The following is a 20,585-nucleotide window of genomic DNA, read 5'->3' as shown; positions in this document are numbered from 1 at the left end:
GCTCCTGCCAGTCCGTTAAAAGTCGTAGCGGAATGAGCGAACATAACCACGCCCGGTGACCGGTTTACCGGATCCGTCGGTGGTCAATGGAACGGCGACATCCGCCCGATTATCCCGCATATCTTCAACGGCAGTGTCGACAAGGATTTCGTAGCCGTTGTCGATCAGGGCATCATCCAGATTCAGGGTGATTTTCAGGGTTCGTCCGCTGGTCACACTGGCTCCGGTCAGGCCGTCGTACTCTGCGGGATTCAGCCTGCTGCCACGTGCCCAGCCACTCAGGTGCTTGTAGTACTTGGATTTCTTCCCCGCGACCCAGAGGGTCCCGTGATATTTCCCGGAAGCATCTGTGAGGTAAAGCGCCAGGTAGGCGCCATCGCCACCATAGTTAAGTAATTCGGTCGTGAACGTCACTTCACGCGCCTGGGCAAGGGCGGGCACAGAAACTGCGATCGCCAGGCCCAGAGCAAAAAGGATTTTTTTCATACCGTGTCTCCGGTAAAACGTGAGCTGCGTGAAAAATAAACAGAAAGCACTAACGGGTTATTCAACCGTTACGCTCGGGCGACCCTTGACAATGCCATTGCTTGGAGCCGGCGCCTGGCCATTACTGCCCTGAGCACCTTCCCGCATTTGGTTGCCGTAGCCGCGATCGTCGTCATCGTGCTCATAGTCGTCATCGTCATCGTCTTCACGTTCCAGTTCCATCAACTGCAGGGATGCCGGAGCAAAAGACGCCTCTGCGCGAAAACCCGCCGGCGCCAGTCCTTTTACCTCATAGCAACCGTCATCCACCTTGATGCGGTATACCGTCCAGCCCTCGCCTTCCAGTTTCTGGCGGAGGTTTTCCCGGGGCTGCCAATTGGCCACCGGATCATCACAATCGTCGTCAGCCAGCAGCGGAGTGCCCACCAACAATAAAGCGAGGCTTAAAATCACGGGATTGGTCTTCATGAACTTTCTCCTGTTGAATCCACGATGAATACTTTATGAGCTTTACCTGACAGTGACCTGAACGCGCCCTCACCCCCGTTTGATTGCCCGCCCATTTGTGGGTGCGATAGATCTCACCTGATCCCCATTCATGGTCATTCAGGCTGCTGTCAGTTTGCGGCTGTAGTATCTTTCTCTCAGAACTGGATCAGAGGTGAACTATGCGGGTACTTTTGGTTGAGGATACTGCGGGACTGGGCGAGGCAGTGCGGGATCAGATCACCGATGACGGCCACGCGGTCGACTGGGTCCAAACTCTGGGTTTTGCCGACGGCAGCGTTCAGACCACAGCCTACGACCTTATTCTGCTCGACCTGATGCTGCCTGACGGCCATGGCTTAGGCTTTTTGAGGAAGCTGAGGACAGCCGGAAACACGACACCCGTGATCATACTTACCGCTCGGGATCAGGTGTCTGACCGAATTGAAGGGCTTAACGCTGGCGCCGACGACTATCTGGTAAAGCCCTTTGATCTTTCCGAGCTGTCAGCCCGTGTGGCTGCGGTGGCCCGACGTTACCGCGGCAATCCGAGCCCGCTTATACACCTGGGTCATCTGGAAGTGGATCTTGGTGATCACCGCATCAGTCGCGACGGCCAGCCGGTAGAACTGACTGCCCGGGAATGGGCCCTGTTCGAAGGCTTTATCCAACGACCAGGAATGCTATTATCGCGATCCCAGCTGGAGGATCGCCTTTACGCCTTCGGTGCAGAAATCGAAAGCAACACCATTGAGGTTTATGTCAGCCGTTTGCGTAAAAAACTCGGGCGCGACACCATCATAACCGTCAGGGGGATGGGCTATCGCCTGGAAACACATGACCAATAAAACGAGCCTGCAGAAAAACCTGAGTATCGGCCTCACGCTCGGCGTCACCGTTCTCTGGCTGCTGGGCGTGACCGCTTCCGGTCTCGTGGCACAGCACGAAATGAATGAGGTTTTCGACAGCGCCCTGGAAGAAACCGCTCAACGCATTCTGCCCCTGGCCGTTACCGACATCCTTAACCGGGAAAATGGTACCGGGAATCAAACAGCCCCTGCCCTTAAAGACCATGACGAATACCTCACCTATCTGGTCAGGGACAGGGACGGGAACCTTCTTCTTCAATCCCACGATGCTGATCCAGGTGTTTTTGGGGAACTGCGGCCCGAAGAAGGTTTTTCCAATACATCGACGCACCGGATATACGGCGCGTCTGCCGTCAGCGACACAATCTACATTGAGGTGGCCGAACCCCTGGCTCACCGTCGCCAAGCCGCCCTGGAGGCGGGCCTCGCATTGTTGATGCCTCTGATTGTACTGATCCCGATCAGCCTTTTGGGCGTCTGGTGGATCGTGCGGCTTTCCCTGCGAAAGGTGGTCGAATTCCAGCAGGCGATAGAATCCCGGGGCGCCGGTGACCTCTCCCCCGTTGACGGGGATCGGTTGCCAACAGAATTTGAACCCATCGCCGTTGCTGTTAACCGATTGCTGGAACGCTTGCACCGTGCTCTCGAGACAGAGCGGAGTTTTACCGCCAACAGCGCCCATGAATTGCGGACACCTTTAGCAACAGCGCTTGCCAAAGTGCAACGGCTGAAGACCCAGATCCAGAACGACCAACTCAAGAACAATGTTACTGAGATTGAGGAAGCGCTGCGCGATCTGTCTCTGCTGTCTGGGAAGCTGCTTGAGCTGGCGAAAGCCGAAGGTGGAGGTGCGATATCACAGGATGCGCACAATCTTGTGCCAATACTGGCGATGATCGTTGATGATTTCGAGAATCAGGCACCGGGGCGAGTTAAACTGACCCTGCCCGAACAGGAAGTGAACTCGTTCCTCGATCCCGATGCCTTCGCCATCCTGGTGCGCAATCTCATTGAAAATGCACTCAAACATGGCTCCCAAACACAGCCTGTTGAGGTTAGCATCGTCGACGATGGTACGCTGGAAGTCTGCAATGGCGGGGAGATTGTGCCGCCGGAACAGCTCGCCCTGCTACGGAACCGATTTGCGCGCGCAAAAACCGATGCGACCGGATCTGGCCTGGGCCTGGCGATTGCCGACGCAATTGCCACTGGTGCAGGTATGACATTGCACCTGCGATCTCCGGCAAAGGGACGGCAGGACGGTTTTGAAGCGACGCTCAATGTAACAAGCGCCCGGTGAAACGACTCAAGCTATTAAAGCGCGTTTTCCACGGCCTCAAGAAAGTTAATCATATCGACCACCTGCTCCGAATCCGGGTCGACGGTCTTACCCTTGAGATCTGCAGTGACAATGCCACGGTCGACCGTATCGGTTAACGCGGCCTTCAATTGAACGGCGTATTGGCTCAGGGGCTCGTTACCCTCTCTCTCACCGAGGGTTTCCAGGGCGTTGGCCAGCGCGAAGATTAACGCCGACGGATTGAAATGGGCCACTTTCCCATCGCTCTCCAGATACTTCAGATACAGATCATGGGCGGTGCCATGGGGCGCCTCGAACAGCATGGTTCCGTCCTTGCTCTCGATGATGGAACTGGCCGTCGCCAGGCTTCCTCCGAGAGCGGCGGAAATGTCGGAGAAGATATCCCCGTCGAGGTTCTGGGAGGGATAAAGCGCATTTCTCGGTGGATCCGTGATCATCTTCTTGAGCTGACTCGAAGGCCGCATGATCATGAACGACGGCGGCGGCGTATGCTCGCTCGCCAGCTCCCGACGAACTTCGGTAATCACGTCGCTGTATACTTCGTCATACTCCATGTACTCCCGTTTGAGACCAAAATAGACCTCTTTGTCCTTGCGGGAGGCGTCGCGGAAGACTTGCAGAACCCAGTCCTTTATCGCTTCGCGGTCATTGGACATAAGCAACATTGGATCGCCTTTCCGGACCCGGCGGGCATGCTTCTCGTCACCGTCGACGATAACCTTGAGAATGCCATCCTCCTTCGCCGCCATGTTGAAGCTACCATACTGGTCGCCGCCGCCAGCACTCATCCGTGAGATGGACACATGGGCTCCGCGGCCCGGAATGCCGAATTCCTTGAGTTGATTTACCAGCTTGAGGAGTTTTCGCCCGGTGGTGTTATCCGGCACACCCCAGAGCGCATGCTCCGGCGGGTTGGAAACAATGCGGGCCGCCTGGGCATCGATCAGTTCGTAGTAGTAATTCAGCCCCAGGTCTTCAATCTGCTTCTGATAGTCACTGTGATAGATATCCTCGATCACCGAGCGCATGGCACCATCGTAACCGGGGATCACCGTATCCTTAAGGCCCAGGTAGACGTCCCGCTTCTCTGCGATGGCACGCTGGAAAAAGCGATGCGCCCAGGCTTTCACATCCTCGATATCATTAGTTGCCAGCAACCACGGATCGCCCTTGCGAATCTCTCGCCGATGCAGCTCTACCGGGTCGCCACTGCTGCCCACAAACATCAGTTTGACAACGCCGGTTGCCAGAGAAAGCTGATTGAAACTTTCCTTGATACCGCCGAATTCCATGGTATCCACCTCAATGTCGCGCCCGACCCATTCGGGGCGGCGGATATTGAGGTTGCGGAACTGGATATCTTCCCGTGTTATGTTGCCACTGATGCCCTTGCGGATAGCTCCATTGGGGGACTTGGTCGCCAGAGGGTGCAGGTTGTTGCCATCCACATCCGGGTGTTTCGTAAGCAGGTCCTCCAACTGCTGGCGGTTTACCGTCATGCCGGCGTTCTTTACCCCCACTCCGTGGCGTTGGAGCGAATCGATGGCATCAATAACCACCTGGCCATTGGTCAACAGGCGGTTCTCCGCAGACAGATCAATTTCTTCAAGCTGAATATCAAGCCGAGAGCTCACGAATTTCTTGAGAATATGCTCGAACGCAACCTGGGCCATTTCGTCGCCGTGAAGGATCACGAGAGGCGAGGTCACACTGATTCTGCTGTCCATGGATGTCTCCCTGCTGTTTGTTGGCCGTTTCAGTCCTGCTGCGATGCCGACTGCTTGATGCCTAACCGCTCGTTGACGGTATCCCGGATTTCCCGGTAACGCTCCGGATTCTTGGCCAGGGTCTCCAGATTGTCCTCGGGGAATATTTCTTTTTTCTTCTTGCCGGCTTCCTCACTGTTAAAAATAGACGGCAAAAGCTCTTCCAGGCAACGCAACATGACTTCCGGCGACACCGACGCCCCGGGCGATGCACCCAGCAGCGTTCCGTAGGTCTTGTCTTTTGAGACGAGTATCTCTGTACCCATTTGCAGATCCCCGTCCCGGATGATCTGTACGCGCTGGCCCGCCTCGACGGCTTTCCAGTTGAACTTTTTACTCATGCCCGGGGCGAAGCTGTCCAGCTCCTCGAACATGCTCTTTTCACCCTTGAAGGTTTCAGACACCAGGTACTTAACCAGGGGAAAATGCTCAAGAGCCACATTGAGCAGGCCCGGAATATCGTGCAGGCGCATGGCGCGCAGGTAATCCAGGAAGCCACGGCCTCTCTCAAGCACCGGTTTGAACGAGGCAAAGGGGCCGAACAGTAAGTAGTACTGGCCATCTGCAACTCGCAGGTCCAGGTGCGGTACGGACATCGGAGGCGCGCCCACCTTGGCCTTGCCATAGGTCTTGGCCCGATAGTGCTCAGCCTGCTCGGCAGTGATCGGCGCCTGCAGGAAGCGACCTCCGACCGGAAAGCCGGTGAACCGACGGGCGAAAGGCAGGTGGCTCTTCTTCAGGATCGGGAATGCACCGCCTCCGGCACCGACAAACAGGACGTCCGCCTTGTATTGACGATCCCCCCCTCTGCCCTGCGTTTCAACAAGCCAACTGCCAGCGGGGCTTCGATGCACGCGTTTAACGTGGGTGCCGTATTCAATCTTTACGCCCAGGTCATTCACCGCATGTTTAGCCATTTGCTCGGTCAACGCACCGAAGTTGACGTCCGTACCCGTTTCAATAACGGTTGCCGCCATTTTTTCATGGCGAGGGCGCTCTTCCATGGTGTAAGGAATCCAGCTCTTGATCTCATCGAAATCTTCCGAGTAGCGCATCTGTTCGAAGAAATGGTGGGCGGACATCTCGTTGAAACGCAGTTTCAGCTCAGGAATTGATGGTTCAGAGACGATGGTGCAGTGCTTGGTCTGGTTGATAAACGACTTGGGGTCCTTGATGGCCCCCTTCTGGATCAGATACGCCCAGAACTGCTTGGCCACATTGAATTGAGCGTGAATCTTCTCAGCCTTTTCGACCGAAATAACCTCTTCGTCCACCGGCGTGTAGTTCAGCTCACAATTTGCTTCGTGCCCTGTGCCGGCGTTATTGAACACCCAGGAATTGCCAGCCCCGGGGCCGTCCAGCCGTTCGAGAATGGTGATATCCAGTTCCGGTGCCAGTTCTTTCGCGAGGGTCGCGAAAGTGGTGCCCATTATCCCTGCGCCAATGATGATTACGTTCATTAAAACCTACCCGCGTGAGTCGAATGTCTGAACAAGGTTGGAAAAGCGTGTGTATTGACGGTAGCACGCTTCGGCAAACACGGAAAACGCATCCCGAGCGCTCTTTAACAAGGGAAAATTCTGAACAGGAGGGTCTACCCCTGTTTCGCAGTTTACGTTAAGGTAAACACGAACTGGCGGGAATCACACCAGATTTCGCCAGGCTGTCTACAATGACATTAACTACACTCCCACAAGGAGTGTTTGTTCCTCAGGCCACCACCCCAGGAAGAGGATTATGACAACAACAAAGTCTAAAGTTGTGTATTCCCCAGTGTTTACCGACGGTGCGGAATTCCGGATTCCCACGTTCAAGCTCCTGAAACAGGACGGCAAGCTCTACAAGAGCGCCAAGGCTCCTGATCTCGACAAAGACAAGGCCCTTCGTATCTATCGGGCCATGGTCACCACCCGAATACTCGACGAGCGCATGCTAGCCGCCCAACGGCAGGGCCGTTTGAGCTTTTACATGCAGTGCACCGGTGAAGAAGCCGCCGTGATCGGCAGTGCCGCGGCACTCGACGATGGTGACATGATCATGGCGCAGTATCGGGAGCAAGGTGCCCTCGCCTACCGCGGCTTTACCATCGACGAATTCATGAACCAATTGTTCGGCAACGAGATGGACTACGGCAAAGGCCGCCAGATGCCGGTGCATTATGGCTCGAAGAAGCTGAACTACATGACCATTTCCTCGCCGCTGGCCACCCAGATTCCCCAGGCCGCGGGCTATGCCTATGGTCAGAAACTCCGGGGCGAAGGTCTCTGCACCATTACCTATTTTGGTGAAGGCGCCGCCTCGGAAGGCGACTTTCATGCTGCCCTGAATATGGCAGCGGTTCACCGCGTGCCGGTGATTTTTCTGTGCCGCAATAACGGTTACGCCATCTCCACGCCGGCCGCCGAACAGTTTGCTGCCGACGGCGTTGCACCCCGGGCTTACGGCTACAAGATGGATGTGATTCGGGTGGATGGTAACGACATTCTTGCGATGTACCAGGCCACTCAGGAAGCCCGAAAGCTGGCTGTGGAACACAACCGCCCAGTGCTGATTGAGGCCATGAGCTATCGCCTGGCTGCCCACTCTTCCTCAGATGACCCCTCCGGCTATCGCAGCAAGGATGAAGAGGCGGTCTGGCGCGAGAAAGATCCGATCCTGCGCATGCGCCTCTGGCTGGAAAGCAAGAAATGGTGGAGCGAGGACGACGAAAAGCAGCTCCAGGAAAACATGCGCCGTGAAGTACTGGAAACCATGAAACGGGCCCAGAAGCGTCCACCGCCACCGCTCGAATCCCTGGTAAGCGACGTCTACGACGAGGTGCCACCTGCTCTGGCTGAGCAATTCGACAAACTGAAGGCGCATATTCGCCGGTACCCGGATGAATACCCGAAGAGTGCCGAACACGCCAAGGGAGGAGCCTGAGATGTCCAAGATGAATATGCTCCAGGCCATCAACAATGCCCTCGATACCGCCATGGCGGAAAACGAGCGTGTTCTGTGTTTCGGTGAGGATGTCGGCGTCTTTGGCGGCGTTTTCCGTGCCACCAGTAACCTGCAACAGAAATACGGCAAGGCCCGTTGCTTCAACACGCCGCTGGTAGAGCAAGGCATCATCGGGTTTGCTAACGGCCTAGCCGCCCAGGGTTCGGTGCCGGTGGCCGAGATCCAGTTTGCCGACTACATCTTCCCGGCGTTCGACCAGATCGTGAACGAATCCGCCAAGTTTCGCTATCGTTCAGGCAACCTGTTCGACGTAGGCGGGCTGACCATTCGCGCGCCTTACGGCGGCGGTATTGCCGGCGGTCTGTATCACTCCCAGTCGCCGGAGGCCTACTTTGCCCATACTCCGGGCTTGAAAATCGTAGTGCCACGCAACCCGCATCAGGCCAAGGGTCTGCTGCTTGCTGCTATCCACGATCCCAACCCGACCCTGTTCTTTGAGCCCAAGCGCCTGTACCGGGCCTCAGTGGGTGAAGTGCCGGATGAAGACTATCGCCTGCCTTTGGGCGAGGCCGAAGTCACGAAGGAAGGCACGGACGTCACGATTCTGGGCTGGGGCGCCCAGATGGAAGTGATTGACCAGGCCGTCGAACGGGCTGAAAAAGATGGCATTTCCTGTGAGGTCATCGACCTCAGGACCATTCTGCCCTGGGACGTGGAAACCGTGGCCAACTCGGTGTTCAAGACCGGAAGGCTGGTGGTCACCCACGAAGCTCCCCTGACCGGCGGATTCGCCGGTGAAATCGCCGCCACGATTCAGGAGCGCTGTTTCCTGTATCTGGAGTCTCCGATCGCTCGGGTAACCGGGATGGACACCCCCTTCCCGCTGGTGCTGGAAAAAGAGCACCTGCCCAACCACCTGAAGGTCTACGAGGCCATCAGGGCGAGCGTTGAATTCTAGGCTGATATCAGGACAGGAGAGCGACTATGAGTGATTTTATACTGCCCGATATCGGCGAAGGTATCGTGGAATGTGAACTGGTCAAATGGCTGGTCAGCGAAGGCGATGTGATTGAAGAAGATCAGCCGGTGGCCGAAGTGATGACCGACAAGGCTCTGGTGGAGATTCCTGCGCCCTACAAGGGTCGGGTGACCCGCCTTTACTACAAGGAAGGCGATATCGCCAAGGTCCACGCCCCGCTGTTTGAGCTGGTGGATGAGAGCGAAGATGCTGAGCAGGAACCCGCCAGCAGTTCTCCCGAGCCCGCCAAAGCAGAACCTGCGCCCGAGACCAACGCGCAGCCTGCATCAGGTGGGGACTCCGGCGATAATGCCACCGAAGACTTTATCCTTCCGGATATTGGCGAGGGCATTGTTGAGTGCGAAGTGGTGGAATGGCGTGTGGCCGAAGGTGACGAGATCGAGGAAGATCAGCCCGTTGTGGACGTTATGACCGACAAGGCCATGGTTGAGATTACCGCCCCCAAAGCCGGGCGTGTCACCAAGCTCTATCATCAACAGCAGGCCATGGCCAAGGTTCATGCCCCGCTGTTCGCGTTCATTCCCCGGGATCGGGAAGCACCGGACGAGCCCAAAGCCAAAGCGGAGCCCGCTGCTCAACTCTCAACCGCAACGGCCTCACCTGTGGCTACGGCCAGCCGACAGCGAATTCCTGCCAGCCCGGCCGTTCGTCGTCTGGTTCGGGAGCACGAGCTCAACCTCGGCGATATCACCGGCTCCGGTAAGGATGGCCGTGTGCTGAAAGCCGATGTGCTGGATCATCTTGAGGGCGGCTCAAAACCGGCAGAGACCCAGGAGCCAGCTGGCAAAGCACCAGCTTCCAGCACCGACACCGCCCGCAGGCAGCCCGAGCGCGAGCAGGAAGTTCGGGTAGAACCGATCCGTGGCATGAAAGCTGCCATGGCCAAGAGCATGGTGAAGTCGGCTACCACAATCCCTCACTTTATTTACAGCGAGGACATCGATGTCACCGATCTGCTCCGGCTGCGAGAACAACTGAAACCGGAGGCTGAATCACGGGGCTCCCGACTGACGCTCATGCCCTTCATCATGAAGGCCATTGCGCTGGCCATGCAGGAATTCCCGGTACTCAACAGCCAGCTCAACGACGATGTGACGGAGATTCACTACCTGCCCCAGTGCAACATCGGGATGGCAGTGGATGGTAAGGCAGGTCTGATGGTGCCCAATATCAAGGGCGTCGAGAGCCTGTCGTTGCTGGGAATTGCCGATGAAGTCGCTCGCCTGACAGAAGCGGCCCGCTCGGGTCGTGTCAGCCAGGAAGACCTCAAGGGCGGCACCATAACCATCTCCAACATTGGAGCGCTGGGCGGCACCTACGCTGCGCCCATTATCAACGCGCCGGAAGTAGCGATTGTTGCTCTCGGGCGGACCCAGAAACTGCCCCGGTTTGACGCCAATGGCCAGGTGGTGGAACGCGCCATCATGACCGTGAGCTGGGCCGGCGATCATCGCATTATCGACGGCGGCACCATCGCCCGATTCTGCAACCGCTGGAAAGGTTATCTGGAATCGCCCCAAACCATGCTCCTGCATATGGGCTGACGTTTCATCATGGCGCAGAAGACTCAACTGCAGCAGTTCTATATACCCGAAGAGCAGTCGATCTATCTGCTCAGCCATGATGATGCCAAAAAGCTCAAGGACTGGGTGGCGCTCTGCGCTGCCCAGCTCCGCCAACTCGGTTACCAGGACATAGAGCTGATTGGCAAGGGTGCTTACGGCTTTGTATTCTCAGGCCGCCTGCCAGGCACCGCAACCGGGGGCCCGGAACACGTCTTCAAGTTCACCCGCATCAATCTGCCCAGACACCTCCAGGACCGACTTGAAGATGAAGCCTATATTCTCGAGCAGGTCCGGCACCCCAGGGTACCCAGGCTGATTTCCTACCAGCGGGCCAATAACCAGCCAATTCTGGTGATGGAGCGCGCCGCCGGGTTAAACCTGGAAGAGGTTTCCCTGCGAGATGGTCGCCTGAAACCGCGGCTCGTTATTCGCATTGCAGACCAGCTTGCCGACATCCTACGTAACTTGCGCCGTGAAAACGGCCCTGCTGGCAGGCCGATTGTGCATGGCGATATCAAGCCCTCCAATCTGGTCTTTGACGCCAGCACGGAAAACATTGCCCTGATCGACTGGGGCTCTTCCGTGTTTGCCCAGTTGGACGCCAACCAGCAGTTCATTACCGCCAACGTCATGGAGCTGATGTCCGATAACCTTCAGCAAACCAACGCACGGCTCGGGGATGTCTATTTTATCGGCGATGAACAGCTCAACGGCGGGCTTTCTTCACCCCGTTTTGACGAACAGGGGGCCGCAGGGACGCTCTATGCCCTGGCATCCGCCCAATCCTGCCGTTTTGGTCATCGGGCCATTCCGGCCACTTCCCTGGGGCTGCCCATGGAGTTTGCCCGCATGCTCGATGGCATGCTCTCGCCGGATCCGGATACGCGACGCCAAGCCGGTGATTACTATCTCAGGGAAATGCCGCGGATGGCCCGGACGGTGATGATTGATCTTCCGGAAAGAGCGGTCACGGCGCAGGTACCGGTGTGGGTGCGAGCCTCAGACCAGGAAATTGACACGGTGGTTTACAGCTCCCGAAAATCGTTCCTCAGGGAGGAAGGCGCACCGGAAACCCTCAACGACGTCAATGACGTGCAGCTGGACCGCTACTACAAGAACTTCATGCAGGGCATGGGCGAAACCGAGAAGGCATTCCTGGCCGCCGTCAGCCGGCTTGGGCGTTACCCGGTGGAAGGCGGGCTGGCCGTGCGCTGGGAAACCGATGGCATCTACATTGATACCTCACTGAATCTCCATGACCCGGCCCTGAAGTCCGCCTTCGTTCAGGCGGTCAACAACATGGTCTATCTGGCCCAGGCGATTTACCGGCAGGGGATCTTCAAGAGCTGTCTGTTCAACGCCCGCAACACCCTGCATGTTGATCGAGACGAACCTGATCAACCATTTCTGGTGTCGCCAGACATGAAACTGCATTACGAGGTCAGTGCCGCACCGGAGGTGGAGGATGAAAGCCGCGTGCACTCCTACTTCGAAGACGGCCCGGACCCGGAAGAATTTCTTGTGCTACCAGAGACCATCATCCGATCACTGGAGGCACTGAACGAGATCCACCACACGGGCATGATTATTTTCGAGGCCCTGCCCCGCCACCTAAAAATCCACAGCCACTATCGGCTACTGGATCCTGAGCAAGAACCAGAATTCAGCCGGCTGCTGGATGAAATTCTCTCGGCAGTCGAACAGATAACCGGACTCGGGGTGTCAGGGTTCATGAAAATGCCTTACAAAGACACCCGGTTCTTTCCCCACATCGAGCGCCTGCCGGAGCGCTACTACCCGCGTAATCCACGCACAGAGGACGTTTCGATCTGAGACCTGGAAGCCCTCTCTGTGTCCGACTTTTCGGACGTATCTGTCCGGCAAAACCAACAAATCCAAGCCCGATTACCATTTATTGTCCTGACAATCGGACGATTTCTGCAAGAAAGCCAAATCTACAGTTCCGAAAATCAATAAATCCCTGAAAAAACAGCTCTCTAGCCTTGTGGCACGGTTCCTGTATTGAATCCGGCCACAACTATAAAAAAATGCCTGAAGAACAATTCGTTAAACATTCTGTTTTTCAACCTGGTTCGGATAATAATAAGGAACAACTATGCGTTTACTCTTCCTGGCTCTTTTGCTGGTCAGTCCGCTGTGTTTCGGTAAAACCGTCGTTATCGTTCAAAGCTATCACCTCGAATACAAATGGGACGCGGACTACATCGATGCGGTCCGGTCTGTTCTCGGGGAGGATCACGATATTCACGTCTTCGAACTCGACACCAAGCGGCTTTCAAAACCGGAGTGGCCACAGAAGGCAGCTCAAATCCAGAACGATATAGCGGACATCAAGCCCGATGTTGCCATCCTCGGTGATGACAATGCCTTTACGTTGATGGCCGATTACCTCGTCGGGCAGCAGATTCCAGTGGTATTCCTCGGCGTGAATGGCGGCCCTGTTCAGCACCCTACCCTCGAACACCCTCTGGTCACCGGCATACTCGAGCGTCCTTTCTTCGCAGAAAGCATACGACACCTGAGAAAAATACTCCGGCAAAAAGAGCGCTTCCTGGTTCTGATGGATGACTCACCTACCATGCGCAACGCCGTTAACGAGTACTTTGGAGACAAGCGTCAGGACGCGATCTACGGGTCTGAACTGGACATTGTCCTGACGAATGATCGGGACACCTGGCTGGAGACCATTGTCAACGCCCATGAGCGATATGATGCTGTTGTTCTGGGCACCCATCACACGATTCGCGACACCAATGGCGAATACGTCATACCTCATAATCTTTTGAAAGAAGCCTTCTATCGCGCCCAGCTCCCACTGTTCTCTTTCTGGGATATTTTTGTGGGTGAGGAACAGAGCATTGGTGGCTTTACCATCTCTGCTCGGCAAGAAGGTCTGACCGCGGCCAGGCTGGCGTCGCTGATTCTCAATGGCGTCAAGCCAGATCGCATACCCCAACTGAAGTCCCTCAGCGGCCATTATGTATACAGTGAAAGCGGACTGGCGCACTGGAATCTGCAGCTATCGCCCCTGATCGCGAGTCAGGCAAACTTCGTGGAATAGGCACCACCAATAATCCTCTCATTACCGCTGCGCTGATTTCCAAAATCTGATGTAAGACTTCAGGTTTGATCAGCGCAGCCGATACCCAATAAAACAAATTAATAGAAGGGCTACGCTTTGGCTTCCTCTTTCCTCGAATCCGTAGAACGAAAATTAGGTGTTCCCGGCAAACTATTGATTGCGCCTGTTTTTGTTCTTCTTCTCTTCGCCTCCGTTACCCTTTTCAGTGTCTACGAATTCCAGCAGCTGGACGAGCGGATGAACACTGTTGCCCGAGACCTGGCACCAGAAACCGCCATTGGCACTGAGTCGGTGATCAGCGTTTATCGAATGCGCCTCCGGGTGTTCGATTACTTCTCCACGGGCAACGAGGAAACCCTGGAACGGTTTGATGAGATGGAAGCGGATTTCAGAGCCGTAATGGCCAAAGCCCAGGACGACATTCAAGAGCCCGAGCGAGCCAGCCTGGTTGATCGGATTGAAGGGACAACCAATCAGTACATTGATGCCTTCAGAAACGAATTGGTTCCGGCAAAGCGTCAGGTACTCAGCATTATTTCTGAAAAGCTGGATGTACACGGACCAAACGCCACAAAGGCCCTCAGGCTCGCGCTGAATGGCGTCGCCAACCGTGAGCCAGACAGCGAACTGAGAGCCGGTCTGGAGCAACTGCTTAACGATGCATTGATCATGCGGATGACTGCCGAGCGGTATTTGGCAACCGGCGATGAGGATTCGCAAAAGGCCCTCGGCTGGGCCATTGAGGACCTGTCTGATGCCCTCGAGCTGATTGATGCCGAAAATGGTCCCGAATTTGTTCAGGTGTACCTGAACACTGTCGTTGAAGAACTGGAAGCCTATCGGGCTGCTGTTCAGAAAATGCTTGAGCAGCAGAGCATTCTCGTCGGCGTTAAATCCCGGAAGCTGGACGTTCGGGGACCGGAAATTGCGACCATGGCCCGGGAACTTGAAGCTAGTATATTCGCCTCTCTGGACCAAGAGGCCGATGAGGCAACCGCAGCAACGGATCTGGCTTTGAAATTTACCCTCGCGGCTTTCCTGGTCTCCGCTGTACTCGGGTTGATTGTTGCCATTGTGATGAGCCGTTTGATGGGCAACAGCGTGAAACGCGCCAAGACTGAAATTCTCAGTTACCTGGATGACATCGCCAACAACAACGGCAACCTATCCACCCGACTAACTCCGGGTCGTCCCGATGAGATCGGTGACTTCATCGACGCGGTCAACACCTTCCTGCAAACGCTCGAGGAAACGATTTCCCGGATTGTTACGGCGTCTCGCCAACTGACCGGCGAGTCCGAATCTCTTTCCGGGATTACAGAGCGGACCACAGCCAATTCAGAGCAACAGCGCGACCAGATCACGCAAGTGTCTGCCGCAATGCAGGAAATGGTGTCCACCTCCGAAGAGATTGCCTCAAACACGAGCGAAACTGACGAATCGGCCCGTAAGGCCGCATCGCTTGCGGATTCCGGACAGGAAACCGTTGGCTCTGCCATTCGGGCCGTTACGAACCTGGCCAATCAGGTTGAGAAGGGGTCTACCCGGATCCAACAGCTGGAAAACGAATCGGCCGAAATCGGCAATGTGCTGGCTGTCATCCAGAGCATTGCTGAGCAAACGAATCTCCTGGCGCTCAATGCCGCCATTGAGGCGGCCCGTGCCGGTGACGCCGGACGGGGTTTTGCCGTGGTTGCTGATGAAGTTCGAGGACTGGCCAAGCGCGTTCAGGAATCGACCGTCGATATCGAACGAATTGTTTCCCAGCTTCAGAGTGGCGCTGCTGGCGCCGTCGTGGATATGAGCAAGGCCAAACAGATGGCAGAGGAAGCCAGCGAAGAAGCAAGCAAATCGGGAGAGGCTTTGACGGACATTCTCGCAGCGGTTAACAGCATCGTTGAAATGACAACTCAAATTGCCAGCGCAACCGAACAACAGAGAGCGACGGCGTCGGAGATGACTCAGAATGTGGAAATCAGCAGTAGTGCCATTGAGGAACTGGCTGGAGACATTTCCCAGGTGAATCAGTCAAGCCGCTCCCTGGCGAACATGGCTGATGAACTGAATACTCTCGTGCGACGCTTCAGGGCCAGTGAATCCTGAACACACAATGGTTGCAGATGTTAACCAATTCACGAGAGCGCAGATGATTAACTGATACCTTGGGGTTTCAAGTTACACAATGTAACCGGAAACGGACTGCCCGGAGGTATCCCGCCATGACGCGCTTTCATTCACAGAGAAATCCAGGCATTCGTGGTTCTGTCATTGCTTTGCTGACAGCGGCCACTTTCATTGGCGGTGCTCACGCCTCCCAACCAGAAAAAGTCATTTTCGCCGCCGAAAACGCACTTTACGGTGCCGGTCATGACATCGGGCGCGCCGATGGCTGGATCGACAACCAACTCCGTGCAGCTATCCGCACCTATCAACGTGAAGCCGGGCTGAAGACAAACGGCAACCTGGATGCTGACACGCTCAAAGCGCTCGGCATAAACGTTCCATCGGGGGCAACGATCACCGCCAATTCTGTTGGTAGTCGCACGGAATCGATGAAAGGGCTTGGACTATCCATACCCAAGCCAAAGCCGGTCACCCCGAAAGTTGCAACTGCCGAGCCAGAACCTGTTCAGGAACCCACTCAGCAAACCGTTCAGACATCCCCGGCAAAGGTCCAATCAACGAAGAAACCGGAAACGGAAGAATCGGTTGTTCAAGTAGTTACAAAGGAAACTTCAAAACCAATTGAAGAGAAAGGTCCCAACGAAGCTGAAGTGGTTATTTCAGAAACGGCCAAGATTACGGTTGCAGAGTCGCCTCAACCAAACCTCGACGCATCCCCCGAAACGAGCCCCGAACCGGAGCCTGAAATCGTCGATAAGGCGCCAACCGCAACCCACGCAGACAAGGACCCGGTTCTGGCCCGGATTCCGACCGAGCCCACCGGTGCAGGACAATCAGAGCCGGAGACAACGAAAACCGAACCATCAACGACTGAACAGATCGACACCCCTGCGCCGGAAAACCAGACAGTGGCCGACAGACCGCGAAGCTCTGGCGGAGGATTTTTCAGCGCCCTGTTTGATTTCTTTTTTGGCTGGCTGGTGTGAGAGTCAACTCTGCAACCGATCTTTGAAGACCTTCCAGTCAATCACGTTGCCGTCGGAATCGAAGTGGACGTATCCGCGGAAACTCGGGTCATCTTCCCAGGCCTTCACAAAGCCTACGGTTTCACCGGAGTCTGAGACGATCTCAAAGGCTTCGCTGCGGGCGTTGGCAATTTTTTTATCAGGCTCGGTATCTGAACGCTTGAGGCTTACGGAGGAGTCTAGTGGCAATTTGCTTTGAAGGAATTCCTGGATCATCGTCAAGCTCTCCTTTCAGGGTGAACCGGTCTGGTTCTGGAGGTAGCGTAACTATAGGACGATCCGCTAGGAGAGAATACAGATTCAGATCAATTTTCTTAGATTTTTTCGAGATAAAAGGGCTTTAAGAACAATAGGATATTTCATTCTTGTGACAGTCTGTAACCTTCTGGCCTGATTATTTTTCAACCAGTTCAGAAGGTTACCGAAAGCAGAGTCGATCAATCACGAGGATCAGAATTTCCAGAACGGAGTGCTCAGTTTCTGTTCAACCAGTTCAGGAGAGAATCCCACATCGTTCAGCAACCGACGATCCATAGTCATCACCAGGTGGATAAAGTTGCGCTTCATCCGCCAGCCTTTGTAAAGCGAAGCAGCTCTTTTCATTTCATTACTCCTTAGTCAACCCAGAATATGGTCTCTAGAAACCGGGACCTTGTTTAATTAGGGTCCTATTCTAGTCTTGACGAGGAGCTTTCTGAATACTTGGAAACCCCTATAAACAGGGGCTCCAAGCATTATAGGGTGTCAGAATTGTATGATTTTGATTGCAGTCTTATGACGCCTTGGCGTTTGAAAGTAACACTTGGTAAAGATCGTCTTTGAGCTGTGCCCGCTTCTGTTTCATACGGTGAAGTTTGTCGTCACCGATGGGAGAGTCTCTCTTTTCCAGCCCTTCAATTTCGTGATCGAGATGCGTGTACTCCTGAAGCTTTTCGTTGAACTTGAGATCATTGTTCTTGAGTTCCTGAATAAGGTCTCGGTACTGCGGGAATTCTACGTGAAGCTCATGGCTGGAAATGCCCATCGTATTACTCTCCTCTTCTTTGCAGAGTGTTGATCAAGGCTGATCACCTTCAGCATAGACGAGCGTGCCAGTTTCTGGGCGTCTTTGACAAATCGCTAATTACGCACGACGTTGCATGGGTATAGCATGGAAGTACGTTATCCAGTTACGCCTCGGGACACTTGCGAATGACCTTTGCACGAATTACCGGCACCGGTTCCTACCTGCCTGAAAACATTGTTACCAACAAAGACCTCGAAAAAATGGTCGACACCACCGACCAATGGATTCGCGAGCGCACGGGAATCGAAAGACGTCATATTGCCGTTGAAGGCCAGACTACGGTGGATCTGGCGGAGCAGGCGGCCAAAAACGCCATTGACGCAGCAGGCATCAAGGCGGAAGACATCGATCTGATCGTGTTCGCCACCTCCACGCCGGACAAGATTTTCCCCAGCTCTGCGTGTATTCTCCAGGCGCGCCTTGGCATCCACGGCTGCCCTGCCTTCGATATTCAGGCTGTCTGCAGCGGCTTCGTCTACGCACTGGCAACGGCGGAAAAGTTCATCAAGACCGGAAGCAGCAAAAAGGCCCTGGTCATCGGCGCCGAGGTGTTCTCCCGCATTATCAACTGGGAAGACCGTGGTACCTGTGTGCTGTTCGGAGACGGTGCTGGCGCTGTGATCCTGGAAGCCGATGAAGAAACCGGCATCCTCTCTACCCATATACATGCGGATGGCCAGTATGCCGACCTGCTACACGTACCCTGCGGCATTGCCGATGGCTACGACCAGGTGAAAGCCGGGCGTGCGTTTGTAGAAATGAAAGGCAACGAGGTGTTCAAGGTGGCCGTGAACACCTTGGGCAAGATCGTTGACGAAACCCTCGAAGCCAACCAGATGCAGAAATCGGAGATCGACTGGCTGGTTCCGCACCAGGCCAATCTCCGCATCATATCGGCGACGGCAAGAAAGCTGAACATGTCCATGGACCAGGTCGTGGTGACGGTCAATGAGCATGGCAACACGTCCGCTGCATCTATCCCCCTCGCCCTTGATGTGGCCGTGCGCGATGGGCGAATCAAGCGCAACGAAGTGCTTCTTCTGGAGGCCTTTGGCGGCGGGTTCACCTGGGGTTCGGCTTTGCTGAGGTACTGATTCAGCCCCGGCACACCCGGTTACGCCCGGCCTCTTTGGCTTCATAAAGCGCTGCATCGGCTTTGTCGACCAGCTCTGCCGGGGTTACCTCGTTTGCCACGGCTGTCGTGGTCACGCCGAGGCTGATGGTCACCCTTTCCGCAACCGATGACAGGGTGTGCGGGATTGCCCTGTCGTAGATTGCTTTTCGACAAGACTCGGCCATAAGGCAGGGATTGTCGGTGTCAGGCAGGATGATCGCGAACTCCTCGCCACCATAGCGCGCCACCAGGTCTCCGGGCCTTTTGGCCATATCCCGGAGAATGTCCGCTACGTGTCGCAAGCAACGATCGCCCGCAGGATGACCATACTCGTCGTTGTATCCCTTGAAGAAATCGATATCAATCATGACCAGTGACAGACTGGTTTGTTCACGGCTGGCACGCCGAACTTCCTGCTCAAGCACGGCGTCGAAGTGCCTGCGGTTCGCCAACCCGGTAAGCGAATCGGTAAGTGAAATCCGCTCCAGCTCGGCCTTCGCGTCGCTCAACTGCAGGTTTCTTCTGGCACCGGCAAGAAAGTAACCGACCACAACACAGACAAGGATGATGCCTGCGGAGCTGACAAAGATCGGCAATACGCCGCGTTTCTCACGTATTAACGCCGCGGAAGGAACGGCTTCGACCGTCCACTGACGGCCCGCGATTTCAAACTCCCCTGCCCGGTATCGGTCGTCCTGCTGCCATTTCTGTGCGTCCGGCTTTCCAGACCTGTAGAGCAGAGTCTCGTTGCCACCCGTTCGATCAATTACCTCCAACAGGAGATCTGTCCTCAGCTCATTGCCGACGGCCTGTTTGACCAGCTCACCAACACGGAAGACGCCGTTGATAAACCCATAGTGATAGGCTTCCGCCGTTGGCCCTGCAGGGCCCGGCTGGATTTCGTACAAGGGGGCAAAGACGAGAAACCCTTTCTGGTCTTCAGGTTCCTGAACCAGCCTGATGCCTGCCGTAGCCACCATCTCTCCGGACACCCCGGCTTGAGAGAGGGCTTCAAAACGGGATTCTTCGCTAGCAAGGTCGAATCCAAGGGCTGCGCGATTATCGGCAAGCGGCTCAATGTACTGGACTGGCACATACAGATCCCTGGGCTGAACGGAAACCAGACTGTCCGGACCTGACTGAGTAACAGTGAAGTCCTGGAAAGCCTCACGCTGATTGCGGGTGAAATCCGTCAGCTCATCCTGTTCTATCAGAGGTGCCCAGGCGAACGCCTGGATGGCAGGAGAACGATCCAGCACGTTTCTGGTGAGGGTTCCGAACCGTGCCGGCGTCATCTCGGGCATGATCCCTACCGCAGCCTTGAGAGCGTAGAGAATCTCAAGGTTGAGAAGAACTTCCCGTTCGATGCTGCCCGAGAGTTGTTCGATGTCTGCCTTGAACTCCAGTTTGACCGCTCTGGATTCCTCAATATAAAACAGCCGCCCCAGCGCAAGACTGATAGCGACGCCAACAATGAGAGCAGCCACGGCTGGAAGGACTATTCGCCGTTTCGGGAAACCTGCTGCGGACAACGTGAAACACCTCTTGAGTCGATCAGTTAACACCTCAATTCCCCGAAAGGATTGGTGCCGACATATATTCTACGTACCTCGGCTATCCTGAGATGTGCGCGTATGTAAAACCAGCCTCCGACTTTGCATGGAATTGCGTTGGCACC

Annotated in this window: 18 protein-coding genes; 10 read left to right on the top strand and 8 right to left on the bottom strand. The window is 55.4% G+C overall.

The genetic code is table 11. The features are described 5' to 3' along the window. Window positions 1-15: 15 nt before the first annotated feature. Both ACWJ62_RS15560 and ACWJ62_RS15555 read right to left on the bottom strand, forming a co-directional pair. Window positions 16-486: a DUF2271 domain-containing protein gene (locus ACWJ62_RS15560; protein ID WP_449287002.1), complete on the bottom strand. Its 471-nt coding sequence runs from the start codon at window positions 484-486 to the stop codon at window positions 16-18. Between the two features lie 57 nt (window positions 487-543). Then, window positions 544-954 carry a PepSY domain-containing protein gene (locus tag ACWJ62_RS15555; protein ID WP_449287001.1) on the bottom strand — a complete coding sequence of 137 codons (411 nt, stop codon included), beginning with the start codon at window positions 952-954 and terminating at the stop codon, window positions 544-546. Between the two features lie 200 nt (window positions 955-1,154). On the opposite strand from ACWJ62_RS15555, the gene ACWJ62_RS15550 reads away from it, so the two are divergent. Then, window positions 1,155-1,820, top strand: a complete 666-nt coding sequence (locus ACWJ62_RS15550) for a response regulator (protein WP_449287000.1) — start codon at window positions 1,155-1,157, stop codon at window positions 1,818-1,820. After that, complete coding sequence (locus ACWJ62_RS15545; protein ID WP_449286999.1) at window positions 1,810-3,141, top strand: ATP-binding protein; 1,332 nt, start codon at window positions 1,810-1,812, stop codon at window positions 3,139-3,141. The genes ACWJ62_RS15550 and ACWJ62_RS15545 overlap by 11 nt, the downstream gene beginning before the upstream one ends. Window positions 3,142-3,155: 14 nt before the next feature. Here ACWJ62_RS15545 and ACWJ62_RS15540 read toward each other — a convergent pair whose 3' ends face one another. Beyond that, window positions 3,156-4,889, bottom strand: coding sequence for an isocitrate/isopropylmalate family dehydrogenase (locus ACWJ62_RS15540; RefSeq protein ID WP_449286998.1), 1,734 nt, complete (start codon window positions 4,887-4,889; stop codon window positions 3,156-3,158). 29 nt (window positions 4,890-4,918) lie between these two features. Continuing rightward, window positions 4,919-6,388 carry a malate:quinone oxidoreductase gene (locus ACWJ62_RS15535; RefSeq protein ID WP_449286997.1) on the bottom strand — a complete coding sequence of 490 codons (1,470 nt, stop codon included), beginning with the start codon at window positions 6,386-6,388 and terminating at the stop codon, window positions 4,919-4,921. Window positions 6,389-6,665: 277 nt separating this feature from the next. Between ACWJ62_RS15535 and ACWJ62_RS15530 the strand changes: the two genes are divergently transcribed. The 7 genes from ACWJ62_RS15530 to ACWJ62_RS15500 all read left to right on the top strand — a co-directional run bounded on the left by ACWJ62_RS15530 (window position 6,666) and on the right by ACWJ62_RS15500 (window position 16,688). Continuing rightward, window positions 6,666-7,850, top strand: a complete 1,185-nt coding sequence (locus ACWJ62_RS15530) for a thiamine pyrophosphate-dependent dehydrogenase E1 component subunit alpha (protein ID WP_449286996.1) — start codon at window positions 6,666-6,668, stop codon at window positions 7,848-7,850. A 1-nt stretch (window position 7,851) separates the two neighbouring features. Then, window positions 7,852-8,829 (top strand): alpha-ketoacid dehydrogenase subunit beta, encoded by a 978-nt coding sequence (locus tag ACWJ62_RS15525; RefSeq protein ID WP_148606931.1) that lies wholly within the window; start codon window positions 7,852-7,854, stop codon window positions 8,827-8,829. Between the two features lie 26 nt (window positions 8,830-8,855). Then, window positions 8,856-10,454, top strand: coding sequence for a dihydrolipoyllysine-residue acetyltransferase (locus tag ACWJ62_RS15520; RefSeq protein ID WP_449286995.1), 1,599 nt, complete (start codon window positions 8,856-8,858; stop codon window positions 10,452-10,454). 9 nt (window positions 10,455-10,463) lie between these two features. Beyond that, window positions 10,464-12,308, top strand: coding sequence for a protein kinase domain-containing protein (locus ACWJ62_RS15515; RefSeq protein WP_449286994.1), 1,845 nt, complete (start codon window positions 10,464-10,466; stop codon window positions 12,306-12,308). A gap of 283 nt (window positions 12,309-12,591) precedes the next feature. Further along, window positions 12,592-13,557: an ABC transporter substrate-binding protein gene (locus tag ACWJ62_RS15510; protein WP_449286993.1), complete on the top strand. Its 966-nt coding sequence runs from the start codon at window positions 12,592-12,594 to the stop codon at window positions 13,555-13,557. 174 nt (window positions 13,558-13,731) lie between these two features. Continuing rightward, on the top strand, window positions 13,732-15,681 hold the full coding sequence (locus tag ACWJ62_RS15505) for a methyl-accepting chemotaxis protein (RefSeq protein WP_449286992.1): 1,950 nt from the start codon (window positions 13,732-13,734) through the stop codon (window positions 15,679-15,681). Window positions 15,682-15,851: 170 nt separating this feature from the next. Next, on the top strand, window positions 15,852-16,688 hold the full coding sequence (locus ACWJ62_RS15500) for a peptidoglycan-binding protein (protein ID WP_449286991.1): 837 nt from the start codon (window positions 15,852-15,854) through the stop codon (window positions 16,686-16,688). Between the two features lie 3 nt (window positions 16,689-16,691). Here the strand turns inward: ACWJ62_RS15500 and ACWJ62_RS15495 are convergent, their stop codons facing one another. The 3 genes from ACWJ62_RS15495 to ACWJ62_RS15485 all read right to left on the bottom strand — a co-directional run bounded on the left by ACWJ62_RS15495 (window position 16,692) and on the right by ACWJ62_RS15485 (window position 17,751). Next, complete coding sequence (locus ACWJ62_RS15495) at window positions 16,692-16,943, bottom strand: hypothetical protein (protein ID WP_449286990.1); 252 nt, start codon at window positions 16,941-16,943, stop codon at window positions 16,692-16,694. Between the two features lie 234 nt (window positions 16,944-17,177). Further along, window positions 17,178-17,330 (bottom strand): hypothetical protein, encoded by a 153-nt coding sequence (locus tag ACWJ62_RS15490; RefSeq protein WP_008171150.1) that lies wholly within the window; start codon window positions 17,328-17,330, stop codon window positions 17,178-17,180. 169 nt (window positions 17,331-17,499) lie between these two features. Next, entirely contained in the window at window positions 17,500-17,751 is a 252-nt protein-coding gene (locus ACWJ62_RS15485; protein WP_449286989.1) for a YdcH family protein, read from the bottom strand. A 167-nt stretch (window positions 17,752-17,918) separates the two neighbouring features. Between ACWJ62_RS15485 and ACWJ62_RS15480 the strand changes: the two genes are divergently transcribed. Further along, complete coding sequence (locus ACWJ62_RS15480; RefSeq protein WP_449286988.1) at window positions 17,919-18,887, top strand: beta-ketoacyl-ACP synthase III; 969 nt, start codon at window positions 17,919-17,921, stop codon at window positions 18,885-18,887. A gap of 1 nt (window position 18,888) precedes the next feature. Here the strand turns inward: ACWJ62_RS15480 and ACWJ62_RS15475 are convergent, their stop codons facing one another. After that, window positions 18,889-20,439, bottom strand: coding sequence for a CHASE domain-containing protein (locus ACWJ62_RS15475; protein ID WP_449286987.1), 1,551 nt, complete (start codon window positions 20,437-20,439; stop codon window positions 18,889-18,891). Window positions 20,440-20,585: the final 146 nt, after the last annotated feature.

This window comes from Marinobacter sp. PE14, assembly GCF_053566155.1.
Note: the sequence above shows the minus strand (reverse complement) of the source record. Positions and strands in the feature narration are given on the sequence as shown.